The organism is Cytobacillus sp. FSL K6-0265, from assembly GCF_038003465.1.
In the GTDB taxonomy this organism is placed as follows: Bacteria; Bacillota; Bacilli; order Bacillales; family Cytobacillaceae; genus Cytobacillus; species Cytobacillus stercorigallinarum.
In genome coordinates this window covers 4135205-4151068 of the sequence record NZ_JBBOPE010000001.1, presented here as the reverse complement: position 1 = coordinate 4151068, position 15864 = coordinate 4135205, and the positions used below count along the sequence as shown (strand labels likewise).

Here is a 15864-nt window from a genome sequence, read left to right as displayed (position 1 = left end):
ACAGTAATGACTGTAATAGGTGTATATAGATAGATTAGATTGCGGAAGGAGAGACCTTTCATGTATGTTATCAATCATCATGGATGGGTTGAGGTAATTTGCGGGAGCATGTTCTCTGGAAAATCAGAGGAACTTATTCGCAGAGTAAGGAGAGCGCAATTTGCAAAACAGCAAATTGCTGTATTCAAGCCTCAAATCGATAAACGATATAGTGAAGAATCAGTTGTTTCTCATAATGGGGCATCGTTTATCGCTCAACCTGTAGCCTGTTCTGAGGATATTTTGTCATTTGTTACGTCAGATACAGAAGTCGTAGCTATTGATGAAGTGCAGTTTTTTGATAATCAAATCATTGAAGTTGTGGAGACACTTGCGGGGAACGGTCATCGTGTTATTGTTGCTGGATTAGACGTTGATTTTCGTGGTGAGCCTTTTGGTCCGATGCCAGATTTAATGGCTACTGCTGAGTTAGTGACGAAACTACAAGCTGTTTGTGCTGTTTGTGGCTCACCTGCTAGTCGTACGCAACGTTTAATTGATGGTAAACCGGCATCATATACAGATCCCACAATTCTTGTTGGGGCATCTGAATCGTATGAACCACGATGCCGCGAACATCATAAAGTGATTGGGAAACCAAAAAGTATTAAAAATCACACCGAAATGATGAAATAACACATTTTTAATGGGAGACGCTAACTTTAGCGTCTTTTTTGGAACAAAAAAATCCCTGACATACAATTTTTTTACATAGGAAAAATTGCTTGCAGAAATTCTCGAATGAATGGGCATTTTATTTATTAGGGGGTGCCATTTATTCATGAAAAAAACCATTATAGGTGTTTTGTTAATCAGTCTACTAACTGGTTGTTCTTATCAAAACGGTGCAAATGCTGATAAAACTTATGATATTAACAAACATACCGATACAGTAAGAATAAGCAGCCCTTCTGGTCATCGTTCAGAAGATGTTCAGGAATGGTCGATGTATGAACAAAATCCCAACTTATTAAATACCAATGGTGATAAAAAATCCGACCGTAGCGATATTAATCAAGCAAGAACAACGATTAATAAGCTTACTGATTATGAGCCAGGTGGTATATGGATTGATGGGGAATATATGCATGTAACTGTGTATACGAATAAAGACTTTTCGTCAAATGCGGAACGTGAAAAAGCAGAGGAAAGTTTGCAAAAAAAATTAGTTGGTGCGGTTCCGACCTATTATATAAATGTGAATATTAGAGAAGATCATACAGACTAAGAGACGGTGAATTAAACCGTCTCTTCTAGCTTTTTCTTTTTGAATCCATTTTGAGGTAAATTGGATACATAACTATGAAGTGCCATTCCGAGTATCACTAAACTAATCCCAACCGTAGCAGTAGCAGAAGGAAGAGGAGCAGATAATATTAGTACTTCACCAATCATTGCGAAAAGCACTTCAAAAGACTGTGTCGCCTCCACAGCGCCAAGTTTTTGCATGTTGCCTTGAACAAGATCGGTGGCAGCAAAGAATAGTACTGTTGCAAAAACACCAGAAAATAAGGCTACTAGCCCTGATTGATAAACTTGACTCATCGATGGCAAGCCAGCTGTTTGTAAGCCAATCAATGCAAGTAAGAGCCAAAAGGGAAAGCTAGCTATTGTCATGCCAAGCACTCTTTGATAAGGATCTAAGCGTTTGTTTGTTAAGGCCATCATTTTGCGATTCCCAAGAGGGTAAGCAAATGAAGCAATAAGAATGGCTAGGGTACAAATAACAGTATCTTTCACAGATACAACAGAGGCATGGTCCCATTGGATAACAAATACGCCAACTAAAATAATGAGACTCATGAGTAGTCCTCTAAAAGGAATTTGACCTTTTATGCGAATGACACCTTGAGGAGTCTTTCGCATTTCATAAAATAAAGGGGCAAGTAAACTGCCAGAGATAATCGTGATTTGCCAAGTGGCAGCAATGAGCCATCCGGGACCATAGGCGGCAGCAAAACATATAGGTGCATAAAATAGCCCGAATCCAATTGTACTCCAAAGTATCCATTTTCCAGGCGCTTTTTTCATTTCAATGATAAGTGCATGTAAGTTTTTACGGTATAAAACAATGATAAGTAAAAGTGGAATCATAAAGAAGTAGCGGAGCGACGCACTCCAATACCAGCTTCCGCCATTCATTTCCATAGCTGCATTTAAAACAAATGTAAAAGCAAAAAAGAATGCGGAGAGTATTCCAATCATAATGGCTTTCATATGCTGCACCTCATTTTTATTAGATAAGTTTACTATAGTAAACGAAGAAAGATTCATCAATCGAATAACAGAAATTTCTAAAATAATGTAAAGTAGTTTTGACTGAACAATGCCGCTATACTATAATTAGAATGTTATACGTTGGAAATGAGACTGCATTTTGATAGCAGTGAAAGAATAGATGCATGTTAATAATGAATTAGAGGTGAATAACCGTGTTTGATCGTCTTCAATCAGTAGAGGAACGCTATGAACGTCTTAATGAATTGCTTAGTGATCCAGAAATAGTAAATGATCCAAAAAAATTACGTGAGTATTCAAAGGAACAATCTGATATCCAAGAAACAGTGGATACATATCGTGAATATAAAGAAATACATGAACAATATACAGACGCAAAAGCTATGTTGGAAGAGAAACTAGATGCTGAAATGCGTGATATGGTGAAAGAAGAGATTTCAGAGTTAGAGGAAAAAGTTGAGCAATTAGAAGAAAAATTAAAAATCCTTCTTATTCCAAAGGACCCTAATGATGACAAAAACGTTATCGTAGAAGTCCGTGGTGCGGCTGGTGGAGATGAAGCCGCTCTGTTTGCTGGGGATCTTTACCGTATGTACAGTCGCTATGCCGAAGTCCAAGGTTGGAAAATTGACGTCATTGAAGCAAGTAGTACCGGGGTCGGTGGCTATAAAGAAATTATCTTCATGGTAAACGGTAACGGCGCTTATTCTAAATTAAAATATGAGAATGGTGCGCATCGTGTGCAACGTGTACCGGAAACTGAATCAGGCGGTCGTATTCATACGTCTACGGCGACAGTCGCGGTCTTACCTGAAGCAGAAGAAGTGGAAATTGAACTTCATGATAAAGATATTCGTGTAGATACTTTTGCTTCTAGTGGACCGGGTGGACAAAGTGTAAATACGACTATGTCCGCAGTAAGACTTACCCACCTTCCTACGGGTACAGTTGTTTCTTGTCAAGATGAAAAGTCGCAAATTAAGAATAAAGAAAAAGCGATGAAAGTTTTGCGTGCACGTGTATACGATAAATTCCAACGCGAAGCACAGGCTGAATACGATCAGCAGCGTAAATCAGCTGTAGGGACAGGGGATCGTTCTGAACGTATCCGTACGTATAACTTCCCACAAAACCGTGTAACGGATCACCGTATTGGTTTAACTATCCAAAAGTTAGACCAGATTTTACACGGTAAGATTGATGAAATTATTGATGCCCTTATTTTAGAAGAGCAATCGGCTAAATTAGAAAGTGCGACTAATGAGTAATCGCAAAGTATTTGAAGCCCTAAACTGGGCTTCTTCTTTTTTAGAAGAAAATCAACGGGAAGCATATGCTGCTGAAATTTTACTGAGACATTATATGAAGATGAGTCGGGCTGAATTCTTAACAAGATTACGTGAAGAACTTCATGAGGAGATTGATCAACTTTTTTCTAAGGCGATACACACTCATGTTGCTGGTGAACCGATTCAATATATTATGGGCTATGAGGAGTTTTATGGTAGAAGATTTAAGGTGAATAAGGAAGTATTAATTCCTAGACCAGAAACAGAAGAATTAGTCCTCACGACGCTTGAGCGTATTCGTGCATGTTGGCAAGACGATACAGGGTTAAAAGTTGCCGATGTTGGAACTGGAAGCGGTGCAATTGCCATCACATTAAAACAGGAAAACCCAAAACTAGTTTGTTTCGGAACGGATCTATATCCTGCAAGTTTAGAAGTAGCTAAGGATAATGGGGCTCATTTAAATGCAGACATCAATTGGATAGAAGGGGACTTGCTGCAACCTTTTATCATTGCTGGAGAAAAATTAGATGTAGTTATCTCTAATCCCCCCTATATTCCAACTGCAGATCGTTCGTGGATGTCAGAGGTTGTTACTGAATATGAGCCTAATCGTGCCTTGTTTGCTGGAGAGGATGGTTTAGACATGTATCGTCGTTTAGTAAATGAATTACCACTTGTACTAAACAAACAAGCGCTTGTTGGGTTTGAAGTAGGTGCAGGTCAAGGAGAATCGGTCGCAAACTTATTAAAAGGTGCCTTCCTGCAGGCACAGGTCGAAGTCGTCTTTGACATCAACGGGAAAGATCGAATGGTTTTTGCTGAAATAAGTGGCTAATGAGAGAAGGATTTATCTCTCTGAGAATTAATTTATTGAAATCACCGTTCTCGGTAAGGCAATAGGAACCGAGAGCGGTGCAAAAAGAACCACCTTCCACGGTAAAACAAAAATTAAATTTCCCCAAAGATACTCTCTGTAAGTTTTCCCCTCCGTAAAAGAAAAAAGTTCCACAATGTGAAGTATCTGTTCACGTGTAATGAAAATCTATTTTTTCTCCTTACTTTCTAACTTTTCAATTTTAGTAGTTTAAGATGTTCTCTTTCTGTCCACACTGTGGATAGTGAAGGGATGGTGCAGGAAGATGAAAACGAAATCGATTGTGAACTTATATATTTTAATTTTATCATTAGGTACTTTATTTAGTTTATATATTCCTCAAACAGAGGTAGTGGCTGATGAATCATTAGTCATTCCTAGCGAAGCAATCCGTTTGAGAATTCTAGCGAATAGCGATATGGAGAAAGACCAGAAGATTAAACGTGCGGTGAGAGACGAAGTAAATGCAAATATAACAGAGTGGGTATCTGACTTAACTTCTTTAGAAGAAGCAAGAGCGTTGATTCAATCAAAATTACCAGAAATCCAAAAAATAGCTGAGCAAGTTGTAGCGGAGGCAGGTTCTAAACAAACAGTTAAGACGGAGTTTGATAAAGTAGAATTTCCAACGAAACTTTACGGTCAATTTTTATACCCTGCTGGTGAGTATGAAGCAATTCTAATCACGCTTGGTGATGGAGACGGTGCAAACTGGTGGTGCGTTTTATTTCCACCATTATGCTTTCTTGATTTTTCAAATGGTGTGGCTGTGAGTGAAGGGTTTAGTGATGAAGAACAGCAAGAAGAAGAGGTTATAGTGGAAGAAGAGAAAGTAGAAGAAGAAATGACTGAAAAAGAGGAAGATCCTGTTTATGCAGGTGAGAAAGATGAAGAAGAAGTGGAAGTAAAATTCTTTTTAGTGGAGATATGGGATAAGTTATTCGGATAATCTTTTAACTCTAGCAAATTTTTAGTTCTATCAATTTCAATTGACTCATATTCATAGACTATAAAATGAGGTAGAGGGTGAAGAGGATGAAAACAAGTATTGTAAGAGTTGCACAGAAAAAAGATGAAAACGAGCTTATGAAATTTTTAACCGAAGCATCAGTCCGATCGGAAGGGTTGGCAGACTTAATTGATTACTTTTTAATTATGGAAGACGAAGAGGGAGAAATCAAAGCGACTATTGGTATTGAGCCTTATGAAACGGTTGGTCTGTTGCGCTCCCTTGTTATGAAGTCAGAAACGACCGCGCAAACAGATTTATTGTATTTATTGCAACAAATTTTTCTATTAGCCAAAGAAAAGGGGTTATCCACAGTCTATTTAGGATCAAACCGCAAAAGTACACTACAATTATTTTTATTGATGGGTTTTCAACAAGTGGATAAAACGGAATTGCCAACATTTTTAGTAGAAAAAGAACATATAAAAAATATTCAATCTGTGGATAACTCATTCTTTTTGAAATATTCACTCGAATAATGTGGATATATCCACAAAATTATACACAAAAACGGTTTGTTTATTCACAATTTGTGGATAATACCTTGAGTTATCACCTCTCTTCTTTTATACTGACTTAGGTGATAGACTGAAAATAGGGGGATTTCTCCTATTTAGAATGAAAGATATTGAAGGTGGATAACAATGAAAACAATTAGATGGTCAGTGGATAATAATGTGGATAAATTGAAAAGTTACCCACAAATTGCCCAAGCCTCTGATTTACTTAAAGAAAATGAGGTTGTTGCTTTTCCAACTGAAACAGTATATGGGTTAGGGGGGAATGCAAAGAGTGACGTTGCCGTAGAGAAAATCTTTGCTGCCAAAGGAAGACCAGCAGATAATCCTTTAATTATTCATATAGCAAAGCGAATGCAACTGCAGGAACTGGCAGAAGAGATTCCATTAAAGGCAGAACAATTAATGGATGCTTTTTGGCCTGGCCCATTAACGATTATTCTTAAGAAAAAAAGGGGTAGCCTTTCAGATTTAGCAACAGCAGGATTACCAACTGTTGGCTTCCGTATGCCTGATCATCCTGTAGCGTTAGCTATTCTTGCCCAAACGGAATTACCAATAGCAGCTCCAAGTGCAAATAGCTCAGGAAGACCGAGTCCAACAACAGCGAATCACGTATGGGAAGATTTAGAAGGGAAAATTGCTGGTGTGGTAGACGGAGGAGCCACGGGTGTCGGTGTCGAGTCAACGGTTATTGACTGCACAGAAGAGATTCCCGTCATCCTACGACCGGGTGGTGTGACTAGGGAACAAATCATTGAAGTGATAGGTGAGGTGCAATTAGATCCTTCACTCCATAATCAACAAGCCAAACCAAAATCCCCTGGTATGAAATATACACATTATGCACCAGATGCACCATTAACATTAGTCGATTCAAATCCTTTAAAGTTGCAAAGATTGATCAATGAAAAGAGAGCAGAAGGATTACGAGTAGGTGTTCTGACCACAGACGAAAACAAAGATGTCTATGAAGCGGATGTTGTTCTTTCCATGGGTAAGCGAGAAATGCTAGATACGGTAGCTGCAGGCTTATACCATGCCTTGAGAGCATTCAATCATGAGAATGTTGATATCATCTTAGGTGAGGTTTTCCCTTATGAAGGTGTTGGTGTCGCTATTATGAACCGGTTAGAGAAAGCTGCTGGACATCGGCGCATACAATTATAATTTTCTGGACTAAGAAAGGTTCCAGCAAAATAAAAGCCTGAACTAACTTGTTCTGGTTTTTATTTTGCTCTACTAAAAAACAGTGGATCGTGTATGTAGTTGTCTATGAGGGGTGAAAAGTCCGATGGTGTTGTTGGAAAAAGCACTTTTTCATGTATAGGTGTTGGAAAATCCCGAAACGAAGCAAATAAAAGCCAGTGTTCTCCTGTAAGCGTAGAAAAGCCCGGTTACAAAGCAAATAAGAAACTCTCTTCATCCATAAGCGTTGGAAAATCCCGAAACGAAGCAAATAAAGCCTTTGTATCCCAGTAAGCGTAGAAAAGCCCGGTTACAAAGCAAATAAGAAACTCTCTTTATCTATAAGCGTTGGAAAATCTCGAAACGAAGCAAATAAAAACCTTTGTTCTCCCGTAAGCGCCGAAAAGTCCAATTACAAAGCAAACAAATCCTTCTCAACATCTATAAGCAATGGAAAAGCCAAAAACGCAGCAAATAAAAATCTTCGTTCTCCCGTAAGCGCCGAAAAGTCCAATTACAAAGCAAACAAATCCTTCTCTTCATCTATAAGCAGTGGAAAAGCCCAAAACGCAGCAAATAAAAATCTTTGTTCTCCCGTAAGCGTAGAAAAACCCAATTACAAAGCAAATAAATCCTTCTCTTCATCTATAAGCAGTGGAAAATCCCAAAACAAAGCAAATAAAAGCCATTGTTCTCCCGTAAGCGCCGAAAAGTCCAATTACAAAGCAAACAAATCCTTCTCTACATCTATAAGCAGTGAAAAATCCCAAAACAAAGCAAATAAAAATCTTTGTTCTCCCGTAAGCGTTGAAAAGTCCAATTACAAAGCAAACAAATCCTTCTCTACATCTATAAGCAATGAAAATCCCAAAACGAAGCAAACAAATCCTTCTCAACATCTATAAGCAGTGAAAAATCCCAAAACAAAGCAAAAAAAAGCCATTGTTCTCCCGTAAGCGTAGAAAAACCCAATTACAAAGCAAACAAACCCTAATTCGCGCATCTTTCAACCTTGATGAGCACCGTCAAGCAAACTACCTTCTCTACTACAGACCAATCCTATAACACATGAGGTACTAAGGACAAAAGGGGTACCCAACAACAACTCCCATTCAATACGTTCTCACCTTAGTTTGATTTTCGCTTAAATAATCATTCTAAATCTCCTTGGACATGCATAAATTCAAAAGAGCAAGTCCCGAGGAGGCTAAAGAGATGACATTGTTAGTAGGTGAAGTCTTAACTTTAAGTTTAATGGCGTTTGCCTTAGGAATGGATGCATTTTCAGTTGGATTAGGGATGGGGATGTACAAATTAAGGTATCGGCAAATATTATATATAGGCTTTACTATAGGATTATTTCATGTCATCATGCCATTGTTGGGAATGATGGCAGGGAAGTTTTTATCAGTTTATTTTAGTGAGATTGCTGCCTATATTGGAGCTGGTTTGTTGATGCTTTTAGGTCTGCAAATGTTTTGGTCAAGCTTAAAGGCTGAAAAAGAAAGTTTAATAACCCCTGTAGGTTTTGGCTTATTTATTTTTGCTTTAAGTGTGAGTTTAGACAGCTTTTCAGTCGGGCTTACTTTAGGTGTGTTGGGGGCAAAAACCGCTCTAGTTCTTACATTATTTGGCGTCATTGCAATGATTCTTACTTGGGCAGGATTAATGATAGGAAGAAGAATGCAAGGGTGGTTTGGTAAATATAGTGAGACGCTTGGAGGGGCAATTCTCTTTGCTTTTGGCGTCAAAATGTTATTGATGTAATATGGTTAAAATTTCCTAATAAAACCAAGTTAAGGTGCGTATTATTGATGTTTTCCGACAAAAGATTCTTAAAATTGTCGAAATATGTCGGTGATAGACACCTTATTTTGTCTATATCAAATAGGAGTTTTGGATTATAATGTAAGAGAAGGAGGCGAGCTTTATGGCTCACGTTTTATTTATTTGTACAGGTAACACGTGTCGAAGCCCCATGGCTGAAGCGATATTACGTCATATAAACATTCCCGATGTAAAGGTGAAATCTGCGGGGATTTATGCAAGTCAAGGTGGCCCTGCATCTGCTTATACATCGCAAGTTTTAGAAGAAGAAGGCATAAGCATTAATCATCAATCAGCTCAATTGAATGAAGAGCTTATTCAATGGGCGACACATATATTAGTGATGACAAATGGACATAAACAAGCGATTTTATCACATTTTCCTTATGCTAAGGGAAAAGTTTTTCTAATAAAAGAGTTTGCTTTTGATGGTAAACAAGAAGATATCATCGATCCATTCGGTGGTACGTTGCAACAATATAAAGCAACCTATAATGAACTACATGGAAGCATAAAAAAAATAGCAGATGTTTTAAAAGAAGATAAACAAAGATGAACAGGTTGAAGTAGGGGGCAATCATGGAGACGCGTAAGATGAAATTTAGTTTAAGAAAAAAATTGGTTCTTCTCATCTCAGTATTAGCCGTTATTACATATTCAATAAGTGCGATATGTATTCAGTTCGTATATCCTCTAATGGAAAATGTACCGATGAGTAAAGAATTTTTTACGATTATTGTACTTTTGCTTGGAGCGATATGGTCTGCGATTTTAGCGTTTATTGTAGCGGGGTTTATTACAAAACCACTTAAAGACTTGGAGCATTCTGCCATAAAAGCAGCGAATGGTGATTTACAAGAAAAGGTGCAGGTGTCTCGTTCGGATGATGAAATACGTTCTTTAGGATTAGCCTTTAATCAAATGCTAAAGAGTTTAAGAGAAATGATTGAACGGATAGATGAGAACTTTGCGATGACAAATAAAAAAGTGCATGACATTTCTTCGGAGTCTTCGGTTGCTACTGAGCAAGCTGAAGCAATCGCTACAACAATCTCAGAAATATCTCAAGGAGCAGAAAACTCGGCGGTCGCAACTCAATCTGTTGCCGAACTTGTTGATGAAGTCATCCGGATTGCTGAAGAAGTTCAGCTGAAGGCAAAACAATCCGAGCAAGTATCTGAAGAGCTTGTCGGTGATCTAAATAAATCTAAACTTGCCATGCATTCACTGATTTCTGGAATTGAAAAACTAGCAGTAGGTAATCAGAAATCATTAGAGACTGTAAAAAAATTAGAAGAAAATGCAGTCAAAGTAGAACACATTATCCAGCTTGTTGGGGATATTGCCACGCAAACAAACTTATTAGCATTAAATGCTTCTATTGAAGCGGCGAGAGCAGGAGAGCATGGTAAGGGCTTTGCTGTAGTAGCTGAAGAAGTGCGCAAGTTAGCTGATGAAAGTGCGAAAGCTGTGCAGGGGATATCAGAATTAATTAAAAATATTCAAGAAGAAGTGCGTAATGTGGTCAGTCAAATTTCCAATCAAGTCGAGTCTGCCAATCAAGAAGCACAAAAAGGGACCGAGACGCATGCCGTCATTGAAGAGATGACGCAAACTGTAGATCAAATGAATGCTGCAGTGACTATGATTAAAGATTTAGTAGATAAACAAATGCATGCCATGCAGGAAACGTCAGCGCAATCGCAACAAGTAGCAGCGATTGCCGAAGAAACGTCTGCTGGTGCACAACAAGTTGCTGCTTCAACGGAAGCCCAAACATCTGTGATCGATACAGTCGACATATTAGTAAAAGAATTACAAGAGCAAGCAAACCAACTAAAAACAGATATGAATAAATTTAAAGTGTAGTCTACCTAACTGAAAAGTAATTGCTTCTTTATAATTTTTAAATTTTGTGTCAGAATAAAGTGATAATCATACAATCAAGTTTGATTGGAGGCATAAAAAATGAAAGTGGCAATTGCATCAGATCACGGTGGATTAATCATTCGTGCGGAAATAAAATCATTATTAGAAGAACTCAATATTGAATATGAAGATTTTGGTTGTGAGTGTAGTACTTCTGTAGATTACCCCGATTATGCTTTGCCGGTTGCTGAAAAGGTAGCGAACGGTGAATTTGATAAAGGTATTCTCATTTGTGGTACAGGAATTGGTATGTCTATAGCAGCCAATAAAGTGAAAGGCATTCGCTGTGCGCTTGTTCATGATACTTTCAGTGCGAAAGCAACAAGACAGCATAATGATAGCAATGTGTTAGCGATGGGAGAAAGAGTCATTGGCCCGGGGCTTGCAAGAGAGATTGCTCAAGTATGGCTTGGCACAGATTATGAAGGCGGTCGTCATCAAAACCGGATTGGGAAGATAACTCAATACGAAAAAGAAAATGTATAAAACTTGGTTGCATATGTTGCCTTCATGAAAAGAAGGAAGACATATGCATCTTTTTTATATTTTAGCTTAAGGATATCAATAAATCTAAAAAGAGAAGGAGCGAGTAAGGATGGAAGAGTTAAAACAACAATGGCGGAATATTTTAACAGAGTTTACACAACAAGTCTCACTACATGGGGACAAATTAATCGTCATTGGCTGTAGTACAAGTGAAGTGATGAGTAATCGGATCGGTACAGCTGGATCAGTGGATGTGGCTGAAATCATATTTTCAGAACTAATGAACTTACAAAAACAAACAAATGTTCAAATCGCTTTTCAATGCTGTGAGCATTTAAATCGGGCCATTGTTCTTGAACGGGCATCCGCTAGGAAGGATAACTTAGAAGAAGTGAGTGTTGTGCCAATCCGAAAAGCGGGTGGTGCGATGGCGACGTATGCCTTTCAACATTTGAATGATCCTGTTGTCGTAGAGCATATAAAAGCTGATGCAGGGATAGATATCGGTGACACCTTTATTGGCATGCACTTAAAGCATGTAGTTGTACCGATTCGCATTTCATTAAATGAGCTAGGTGGTGCACACGTCACATTGGCAACGACTAGGCCGAAGTTGATTGGTGGAGAAAGGGCGATCTACCAATAGAAAAAAGCCTTCTGGTCGTTTGATAATGCCCGCTAGCTTATAGGCAGATGAATGACGAATATTACTAGTTATTTCTGTACATCTTTTATACAAAAATACCAACATTACCCTGAATTTCATAATCATTTACATGTAACCGTTTTCCGTTAAGATAGATAATTTTTTTCTCTTAATAAACAATAAGCTTGCCTGTATCCTCCCGAAAAAACATGATAGAATAAAGGAGAATTTTCATAATAGCTATTCATTTTGATAGTGTGGTAGAGATAAGGGAGGATTATAAGTATGAAGCATTTAGCGCAGCAGGACGAGCAAGTTTTCAAATCAATTCAAGATGAATTAGGACGTCAAAGAAGTAAGATTGAATTAATCGCTTCAGAGAACTTTGTGTCAGAGGCGGTAATGGAGGCACAAGGATCTGTTCTAACGAATAAATATGCTGAAGGGTATCCTGGTCGTCGTTACTATGGTGGCTGTGAGCATGTTGATGTAGTGGAAGATTTAGCTAGAGAACGCGCGAAGCAAATCTTTGGAGCCGAGCATGCGAATGTTCAGCCTCATTCAGGTGCGCAAGCAAACATGGCGGTGTACTTCACAATTTTAGAACAAGGTGATACTGTCCTTGGTATGAATCTATCCCACGGTGGCCACTTAACACACGGAAGTCCTGTTAACTTTAGTGGTATCCAATATAATTTCGTTGAATATGGTGTTGACGAAACATCTCATACCATCAATTACGATGATGTATTAGCAAAGGCGAAAGAGCATAAACCGAAGTTAATTGTAGCAGGTGCAAGTGCGTACCCTCGTGTAATAGACTTCAAGCGTTTCCGTGAAATTGCAGATGAGGTGGGCGCTTATTTAATGGTCGATATGGCTCATATTGCAGGCTTAGTGGCAGCTGGCCTTCACCCTAATCCGGTACCATATGCTGATTTCGTCACAACAACAACTCATAAAACATTAAGAGGTCCACGTGGCGGAATGATTCTTTGCAAAGAAGAATTTGCGAAAAAAATCGATAAATCGATTTTCCCAGGTATTCAAGGTGGTCCATTAATGCATGTTATTGCCGCTAAAGCTGTAGCTTTTGGAGAGGCATTAGAAGCTAGTTTTAAAGAGTATGCGGAAAACATTATCACAAATGCTAAGCATTTAGCAGAGTCACTAAAAAATGAAGGCATCGACATAGTATCTGGTGGAACAGATAATCATCTATTACTTGTAGATGTACGTTCTTTAGGTTTAACAGGTAAAGTAGCAGAAAAAGTCCTTGATGAAGTAGGTATTACTGTTAATAAAAATACAATTCCATTTGATCCAGAAAGCCCATTTGTGACAAGCGGCATCCGTATCGGTACAGCTGCAGTTACTTCTCGTGGATTTGCGAAGAAAGATATGGAAGAGATTGCTTCTATAATCGCGTTCACATTGAAAAATGCGGAAGATGAAGAAAAGTTAGCTGAAGCTTCACAACGAGTGGAAGCATTAACAAGCAAATTTATTTTATATCCAGAAAGATAATCATCTAGTTTATCCAGCCTTCGCTTGAGGGCTGGATTTTTGTTAAGTTATGACATCTATAACGAATGATCTAAAAGCATCTGCAACATTTTCTTTTTTTTTCATTGGCAATAAATGTTTTTGTGGCAAGAATCGTAGTTGCCCCACAAACGTTTTTTCTGTAAAATAGTACGAAGTGTGATTTGTACAATCAGTAAAAGGAGAGATAGTTATGGCAAAAGTATATGTTTTCGATCATCCATTAATCCAACATAAGCTTACATACATTCGTGAAAAAAATACAGGTACGAAAGAATTCCGTGAACTCGTTGATGAAGTATCGACTTTGATGGCTTTTGAAATCACGAGAGATATGCCTTTAGAAGAAATTGAAATTGATACACCTGTTCAAAAGACCCATTCAAAAGTGCTTTCTGGTAAGAAAATAGGGATTGTGCCAATTTTACGAGCGGGTATTGGGATGGTAGACGGTATTTTGAAATTAATCCCTGCAGCTAAAGTAGGACATGTGGGCTTATATCGTGATCCAGAGACATTAAAGCCGGTTGAATACTACGCAAAATTCCCTGGTGATATTGAAGAACGTGATTTCATTGTAGTCGATCCAATGCTTGCAACAGGCGGATCTGCTATTGAAGCAATCAATTCTTTGAAAAAACGCGGTGGAAAAAGCATCAAGTTCATGTGTTTAATTGCTGCACCTGAAGGGGTAGAAGCATTAAAAGAAGCACATCCAGATGTGGATATATATATTGCTGCATTAGATGAAATGTTAAACGAAAAAGGCTACATCGTTCCCGGTCTTGGAGATGCGGGAGATCGTTTATTCGGTACGAAATAAAAAAGAAGCTAATTGATAAAAAAGAGCCCGTCCTTGGACGGGCTTTTTTACAAGAGCGCTTCCTAAGAAGATTTGCTCGACAGTTGTTTGTCAGATGGTGAGTGCGACTTAGCACTTCTTTTTAGAAAGGTGGACGAGTGTTTTATGGAAAGACCGATTAAGGTGATGAGTATATTTGGAACAAGGCCTGAAGCTATAAAGATGGCGCCGCTTATTCTTGAGCTCAACAAGTACCCACAAGACTTTCATTCTATCGTAACAGTGACTGCTCAACATCGGGAAATGCTCGATCAGGTGCTTAGAATTTTTCAAATAGAGCCGGATTTTGATTTAAATATTATGAAGGCAAGACAAACGTTAGTAGAAGTGACCAACCGTGTATTGTCTGGTTTAGATGAAGTAATGAAAGAGGTTGAACCTGACATTGTTCTTGTCCATGGAGATACAACAACATCATTTGCGGCAAGTTTAGCAGCATTTTATAACGGGATTACTGTCGGTCACGTGGAGGCAGGCTTACGCACTTGGAACAAATTTTCTCCGTACCCGGAAGAAATGAATCGTCAGCTGACAGGTGTAATCAGTGATCTTCATTTTTCGCCAACCGAGAAATCGGCGGATAATCTATTACGGGAAAATAAATCTGCAGAGCAAATATTCATTACGGGTAATACGGCTATTGATGCGTTAAAAACAACAGTGCGACCGCAATATCAGCATGAGATCTTAGAGAAAATTGGTGACGATCGTTTAATCTTGATGACAGCCCATCGCAGGGAAAATCTTGGCGAGCCGATGAGACAGATGTTTAAAGCGATCAAAAGAATTGTCGAAACTCATGAAGATGTGCAATTAGTATATCCTGTTCACCTAAACCCTGCTGTTAGAGAAGTGGCGAGTGAAATTTTACAAGGGCATCCACGGATTCATTTAATTGAACCGCTAGGGATGATTGACTTTCATAATTTTTCCTCGCGTGCTCACTTAATTTTAACTGATTCCGGCGGTGTACAAGAAGAAGCACCATCGCTAGGGGTGCCTGTGTTAGTGTTGCGTGATACAACAGAACGTCCTGAGGGTATTCAAGCGGGCACATTGAAACTGGTAGGTACAGATGAAGAAGTGATATACGCAAATGCTCATGAACTGTTAACAAGTAAACAGGCGTATGAGGCGATGTCGAAAGCTTCTAATCCATATGGTGATGGTCACGCTTCTGAAAGAATTGCAGAGGCCATTAAGTATTATTTTCGTGAAGGGCTAAAGAGGCCAGCTCCATTTAAGCCTTAATATATTTTCTTAAATTGTAGCGTTTGTTTGCAAAGGCTATTTTGCTCGCAGGAGTCGAATGCTGGTTTTAAAACAGCCTACAATAAAGAAAGGTGATTGCCTAAATTAAAATAAGGGTAATCACCTTTTTTATTTGCGCTTCCCATTAAATTCCGTAGTA

General features: G+C 38.5%; 16 protein-coding genes. 15 read left to right on the top strand and 1 reads right to left on the bottom strand.

All coding sequences use genetic code 11. From position 1 onward, the window contains the following. Window positions 1-60 precede the first annotated feature (60 nt). Together MHH73_RS21005 and MHH73_RS21000 are read left to right on the top strand one after the other, a co-directional pair. The gene (locus tag MHH73_RS21005) at window positions 61-675 is read left to right on the top strand and encodes a thymidine kinase (RefSeq protein WP_341069247.1); all 615 of its coding nucleotides are present in this window, start codon (window positions 61-63) and stop codon (window positions 673-675) included. A gap of 145 nt (window positions 676-820) precedes the next feature. After that, window positions 821-1267 carry a hypothetical protein gene (locus MHH73_RS21000; protein ID WP_191816260.1) on the top strand — a complete coding sequence of 149 codons (447 nt, stop codon included), beginning with the start codon at window positions 821-823 and terminating at the stop codon, window positions 1265-1267. Between the two features lie 11 nt (window positions 1268-1278). Here the strand turns inward: MHH73_RS21000 and MHH73_RS20995 are convergent, their stop codons facing one another. Further along, entirely contained in the window at window positions 1279-2256 is a 978-nt protein-coding gene (locus MHH73_RS20995; protein ID WP_341069243.1) for a DMT family transporter, read from the bottom strand. Window positions 2257-2471: 215 nt separating this feature from the next. Here MHH73_RS20995 and prfA point away from each other — a divergent pair, with 215 nt between their 5' ends. From prfA to wecB, 13 genes are all read left to right on the top strand, one after another. Then, the gene (prfA, locus tag MHH73_RS20990; RefSeq protein ID WP_191816256.1) at window positions 2472-3545 is read left to right on the top strand and encodes a peptide chain release factor 1; all 1074 of its coding nucleotides are present in this window, start codon (window positions 2472-2474) and stop codon (window positions 3543-3545) included. After that, window positions 3538-4404, top strand: a complete 867-nt coding sequence (gene prmC, locus MHH73_RS20985; RefSeq protein ID WP_191816253.1) for a peptide chain release factor N(5)-glutamine methyltransferase — start codon at window positions 3538-3540, stop codon at window positions 4402-4404. Before prfA ends, prmC begins: the two co-directional genes overlap by 8 nt. Before the next feature lie 304 nt (window positions 4405-4708). Next, window positions 4709-5392 (top strand): stage II sporulation protein R, encoded by a 684-nt coding sequence (gene spoIIR, locus MHH73_RS20980; protein ID WP_341069241.1) that lies wholly within the window; start codon window positions 4709-4711, stop codon window positions 5390-5392. 86 nt (window positions 5393-5478) lie between these two features. Next, window positions 5479-5931 carry a GNAT family N-acetyltransferase gene (locus MHH73_RS20975; RefSeq protein WP_191816250.1) on the top strand — a complete coding sequence of 151 codons (453 nt, stop codon included), beginning with the start codon at window positions 5479-5481 and terminating at the stop codon, window positions 5929-5931. Window positions 5932-6096: 165 nt separating this feature from the next. Further along, on the top strand, window positions 6097-7140 hold the full coding sequence (locus tag MHH73_RS20970; RefSeq protein ID WP_341069237.1) for an L-threonylcarbamoyladenylate synthase: 1044 nt from the start codon (window positions 6097-6099) through the stop codon (window positions 7138-7140). 1233 nt (window positions 7141-8373) lie between these two features. Continuing rightward, complete coding sequence (locus MHH73_RS20965; RefSeq protein WP_191816246.1) at window positions 8374-8925, top strand: manganese efflux pump MntP; 552 nt, start codon at window positions 8374-8376, stop codon at window positions 8923-8925. 163 nt (window positions 8926-9088) lie between these two features. Then, window positions 9089-9541: a low molecular weight protein arginine phosphatase gene (locus MHH73_RS20960; RefSeq protein WP_191816244.1), complete on the top strand. Its 453-nt coding sequence runs from the start codon at window positions 9089-9091 to the stop codon at window positions 9539-9541. Window positions 9542-9564: 23 nt separating this feature from the next. Next, entirely contained in the window at window positions 9565-10854 is a 1290-nt protein-coding gene (locus MHH73_RS20955) for a methyl-accepting chemotaxis protein (RefSeq protein ID WP_341069233.1), read from the top strand. A gap of 99 nt (window positions 10855-10953) precedes the next feature. Beyond that, window positions 10954-11400 (top strand): ribose 5-phosphate isomerase B, encoded by a 447-nt coding sequence (rpiB, locus tag MHH73_RS20950; protein ID WP_191816240.1) that lies wholly within the window; start codon window positions 10954-10956, stop codon window positions 11398-11400. A gap of 109 nt (window positions 11401-11509) precedes the next feature. Beyond that, entirely contained in the window at window positions 11510-12046 is a 537-nt protein-coding gene (locus tag MHH73_RS20945; RefSeq protein WP_341069229.1) for a TIGR01440 family protein, read from the top strand. A gap of 285 nt (window positions 12047-12331) precedes the next feature. Continuing rightward, window positions 12332-13573 (top strand): serine hydroxymethyltransferase, encoded by a 1242-nt coding sequence (glyA, locus tag MHH73_RS20940; protein WP_191816236.1) that lies wholly within the window; start codon window positions 12332-12334, stop codon window positions 13571-13573. A 211-nt stretch (window positions 13574-13784) separates the two neighbouring features. Then, complete coding sequence (gene upp, locus MHH73_RS20935) at window positions 13785-14414, top strand: uracil phosphoribosyltransferase (RefSeq protein WP_191816234.1); 630 nt, start codon at window positions 13785-13787, stop codon at window positions 14412-14414. 144 nt (window positions 14415-14558) lie between these two features. Further along, window positions 14559-15704 (top strand): non-hydrolyzing UDP-N-acetylglucosamine 2-epimerase, encoded by a 1146-nt coding sequence (wecB, locus tag MHH73_RS20930; RefSeq protein WP_341069225.1) that lies wholly within the window; start codon window positions 14559-14561, stop codon window positions 15702-15704. Window positions 15705-15864 lie beyond the last annotated feature (160 nt).

What these genes read in the sequence shown, in the direction of transcription:
- MHH73_RS20975 (WP_191816250.1), top strand. Translation starts at nt 5,479, where the DNA reads ATGAAAACAAGTATTGTAAGAGTTGCACAGAAAAAAGATGAAAACGAG.
- MHH73_RS20965 (WP_191816246.1), top strand. Translation starts at nt 8,374, where the DNA reads ATGACATTGTTAGTAGGTGAAGTCTTAACTTTAAGTTTAATGGCGTTT.
- MHH73_RS20955 (WP_341069233.1), top strand. Translation starts at nt 9,565, where the DNA reads ATGGAGACGCGTAAGATGAAATTTAGTTTAAGAAAAAAATTGGTTCTT.
- MHH73_RS21005 (WP_341069247.1), top strand. Translation starts at nt 61, where the DNA reads ATGTATGTTATCAATCATCATGGATGGGTTGAGGTAATTTGCGGGAGC.
- MHH73_RS20995 (WP_341069243.1), bottom strand. Translation starts at nt 2,256, where the DNA reads ATGAAAGCCATTATGATTGGAATACTCTCCGCATTCTTTTTTGCTTTT.
- upp (WP_191816234.1), top strand. Translation starts at nt 13,785, where the DNA reads ATGGCAAAAGTATATGTTTTCGATCATCCATTAATCCAACATAAGCTT.
- glyA (WP_191816236.1), top strand. Translation starts at nt 12,332, where the DNA reads ATGAAGCATTTAGCGCAGCAGGACGAGCAAGTTTTCAAATCAATTCAA.
- spoIIR (WP_341069241.1), top strand. Translation starts at nt 4,709, where the DNA reads ATGAAAACGAAATCGATTGTGAACTTATATATTTTAATTTTATCATTA.
- MHH73_RS20945 (WP_341069229.1), top strand. Translation starts at nt 11,510, where the DNA reads ATGGAAGAGTTAAAACAACAATGGCGGAATATTTTAACAGAGTTTACA.
- MHH73_RS20970 (WP_341069237.1), top strand. Translation starts at nt 6,097, where the DNA reads ATGAAAACAATTAGATGGTCAGTGGATAATAATGTGGATAAATTGAAA.
- MHH73_RS21000 (WP_191816260.1), top strand. Translation starts at nt 821, where the DNA reads ATGAAAAAAACCATTATAGGTGTTTTGTTAATCAGTCTACTAACTGGT.
- rpiB (WP_191816240.1), top strand. Translation starts at nt 10,954, where the DNA reads ATGAAAGTGGCAATTGCATCAGATCACGGTGGATTAATCATTCGTGCG.
- prmC (WP_191816253.1), top strand. Translation starts at nt 3,538, where the DNA reads ATGAGTAATCGCAAAGTATTTGAAGCCCTAAACTGGGCTTCTTCTTTT.
- MHH73_RS20960 (WP_191816244.1), top strand. Translation starts at nt 9,089, where the DNA reads ATGGCTCACGTTTTATTTATTTGTACAGGTAACACGTGTCGAAGCCCC.
- wecB (WP_341069225.1), top strand. Translation starts at nt 14,559, where the DNA reads ATGGAAAGACCGATTAAGGTGATGAGTATATTTGGAACAAGGCCTGAA.